Consider the following 2,891-nt stretch of genomic DNA (forward strand, 5'->3'; position numbering starts at 1 on the left):
TTGCATATTTTTTTAAAAGAGTTATATTTGATACGAAAATAAGAAATCGATAATGATATTGCCCAACAAAAAAATTAAAATTGCTTTAATTGGTTATCGATTAAGTACGGGTGGCGCCGAAAAAGTGATGGCCATTTTATCTCATTTTTTTGAAAATAAAGGATTGGAAGTTCATAACATTATCGTTCTCGATGCTGTTTCGTATTCTTATGCTGGGAAATTAGTCAATTTAGGAAAACTCAAAAACGAGTCGAACGGATTCTTAAATAAATGTAATCGGTTCACCTTTCTTAAAAAATACCTGGACGAAAACCAATTCGATTTCATCATCGATTTCCGATTTAGGATAAAACCAATTCAAGAACTGATCATTGCAAAATATTTGTACCAAACCAAAACGATATTTACAGTTCATAGTTTTTTGATTGATCATTATATGCCAAAATGGAGTTTTTTGACTCGATTTATGTACGGCGCTTGTTATAAATTAGTGAGTATTTCGGATGAATCCAAAGCCTTAATCGAGAAAAAACACCAACTTAAAAATGTAGTTCGAATTTATAATCCAATTGATATTAATGAAATTGCATTAAAAAGTAAGACTGAAATCACGGTTGATTATGAGTATATCATCGGCGTAGGTCAGATGGAAACCAATATCAAGCAGTTTGATAAGTTGATTGAAGCGTATGCTAAATCTATTTTGCCAATAAAGAATATACATTTGGTTTTATTAGGTGATGGCGAACAAAAACAAAAGCTTTTAAATGTGGTTAAAGAGAAGAATGTCGCAGATAAAGTACATTTTTTAGGGTATCAGCACAATCCGTTTTCATATTTAAAAAAAGCACGATTTTTTGTATTATGCAGTTTGAATGAAGGGTTGCCTAATGTTATTTTAGAATCTTTGGCTTGTGAAACACCTGTCATTGCTTTCGATTGTTCCTCTGGACCCCGAGAAATGATTCAGCATCGAGAAAACGGATTGTTGGTTGCCAATCAAGAATTAGGAAAACTTTCTGAAGCAATGAATTTATTTGTAGAAGATGAAAATTTATACCAATATTGCAAGCAAAATACATTGCAAAGCGTACAGTCTTTTGCTGTTGCAACTATCGGAGAACAATGGTTGAATCTAATGAATATCAGCTTAAAATAGAATTATGACAACACTTCAAGATATACAACTAATAAATATTCCAGTGGTTGAGGATAGGCGTGGCAATCTCGCTTTCATTCAAGAAAAAGTGTTGCCATTTGAATTCAAGCGTGTCTATTATCTTTTTGATGTGCCCAGTAATTCTTTTAGAGGCAGTCATTCGCACGTCAATCAATGTGAAGTGTTAATCGCTTTGAGCGGAAGTTTTGAAGTTGTTCTAAATGACGGAAAAGAAAAAAAATCGTTTTTATTAAATAAACCTAATTTTGGATTGTATATTCCAACTGGAATATGGAGGGAATTAGAAAATTTTTCTTCGGGGGCAGTTTGCTTAGTTATGGCTTCAGATATGTACGAGGAAGACGATTACATTCGGGATTTTGATCAATTTTTAGAATCGAAAAAATGAAGCTTTTGTTCTTTGTTCCCAATGTCAATAATGAAGGCGGAGTTGCCCGAGTCCTTTCAGTAAAAGCAAATTATCTTGTTGAAGAATTGGGATATGAGGTGCATATTCTGACTCAAAACGAGGGTTCTTCTCCTTTGTTCTATACTTTTAATTCCAATATTATTTTTCACGATATGGTGTTGAAAGGAAACTTATTTCAGTTTTTAAATTCTTTTTCGAATGGATTAAAAACTAAAATTAAGACCATTCAGCCCGATGTCATTGTCGTTTGTGATAATGGTTTAAAAGCATACTTGATTCCTTTTATTTTAAAAAATAAAATTCCTCTTGTGTTAGAAATGCACAGTTCTAAGTTTATCGAAGAGAGGAAATCGTATGAAAATGTTTTTAAAAAAGTCTTTAAACAGATTATTTATACTTTCAAAAAAATCGGAACTCAGAAATACAATCAATTTGTAGTTAAAACCAGTGAAAGTATTGCAGAATGGAATATTAAAAATACAATTGTTATACCTAATCCTTTATGGTTTACTTCCGCTAAAACAAGTACTTTAGAAAATAATAAAGTTATAGCTGTTGGCAGGCATACGTATGAAAAAGGATTTGATAGATTATTAGAAATCTGGAAAAAAATAGTTGTGAAGCACCCCAATTGGATTTTGGAAATTTACGGAAACGAATCAGGTAATCTCGATTTAAAATCATTGGCCGAAAAGCTAAATGTTTCGAATAATGTTGTTTTTCATAAACCAGTTCAAGATATTGAACATAAATATGTAGAAGCTTCATTTTATCTGATGACATCTCGATTTGAAGGTTTTGGAATGGTGTTAATCGAGGCCATGGCATCTGGATTGCCTTGTGTAGCTTATGATTGTCCGTGTGGGCCGAGAGGTGTTTTAACTCATGGCGAAGATGGATTTTTAATAAAAAATGGAAACGAATTAGATTATGTAAAAGCAGTCGAGACTTTAATCGAGAATATAAAATTAAGAGAAGAAATGGGTAAAAAGGCAAAAGTGTCCAGTGAAAAATACCAGATCGATTCTATTATGGAAACTTGGAATCAATTATTTATTGGACTAAAAAAGAATTAATTTTTTTGTTGTAATGAGCATAAATAGCCCACTCTAAACCAATTAAAAATAAATAAATTAGGATAATTCCCTGTCATATTTTTAATAAAAAAACACTCAAAAATAGAATGTACTTTTGAAACAATATCAGTAAGTCTTGTTCTGTTTAAAAAATGATACAATTGAATCAGTCTCACAAATTCAATATCAATTTTTTCTTCTTCGTACAGTGAAATCAAATTCTCCA

At 31.4% G+C, this 2,891-nt stretch carries 4 protein-coding genes; 3 read left to right on the top strand and 1 reads right to left on the bottom strand.

Annotation, left to right across the window (positions count from 1 at the left end; all coding sequences use genetic code 11):
- Positions 1-52 precede the first annotated feature (52 nt).
- From ACH2BG_RS10195 to ACH2BG_RS10205, 3 genes are read left to right on the top strand one after another with little or no spacing between them, the layout of a single operon-like run.
- Entirely contained in the window at positions 53-1,159 is a 1,107-nt protein-coding gene (locus ACH2BG_RS10195) for a glycosyltransferase (protein ID WP_395047586.1), read from the top strand.
- A gap of 4 nt (positions 1,160-1,163) precedes the next feature.
- On the top strand, positions 1,164-1,568 hold the full coding sequence (locus ACH2BG_RS10200; RefSeq protein ID WP_395047587.1) for a sugar 3,4-ketoisomerase: 405 nt from the start codon (positions 1,164-1,166) through the stop codon (positions 1,566-1,568).
- Positions 1,565-2,665 carry a glycosyltransferase family 4 protein gene (locus tag ACH2BG_RS10205; RefSeq protein ID WP_395047588.1) on the top strand — a complete coding sequence of 367 codons (1,101 nt, stop codon included), beginning with the start codon at positions 1,565-1,567 and terminating at the stop codon, positions 2,663-2,665. Before ACH2BG_RS10200 ends, ACH2BG_RS10205 begins: the two co-directional genes overlap by 4 nt.
- Here ACH2BG_RS10205 and ACH2BG_RS10210 read toward each other — a convergent pair.
- Positions 2,662-2,891: hypothetical protein (locus ACH2BG_RS10210; RefSeq protein WP_395047589.1), on the bottom strand; the 230-nt coding region annotated here is incomplete at its 5' end. The two genes, ACH2BG_RS10205 and ACH2BG_RS10210, sit on opposite strands and share 4 nt — an antisense overlap.

It is taken from the genome of Flavobacterium sp. (genome assembly GCF_043779715.1).
Lineage (GTDB): Bacteria > Bacteroidota > Bacteroidia > Flavobacteriales > Flavobacteriaceae > Flavobacterium.

Excerpts from the sequence above, each read along its gene's own strand:
- ACH2BG_RS10195 (WP_395047586.1), top strand. The coding sequence starts at position 53 with ATGATATTGCCCAACAAAAAAATTAAAATTGCTTTAATTGGTTATCGA.
- ACH2BG_RS10200 (WP_395047587.1), top strand. The coding sequence starts at position 1,164 with ATGACAACACTTCAAGATATACAACTAATAAATATTCCAGTGGTTGAG.
- ACH2BG_RS10205 (WP_395047588.1), top strand. The coding sequence starts at position 1,565 with ATGAAGCTTTTGTTCTTTGTTCCCAATGTCAATAATGAAGGCGGAGTT.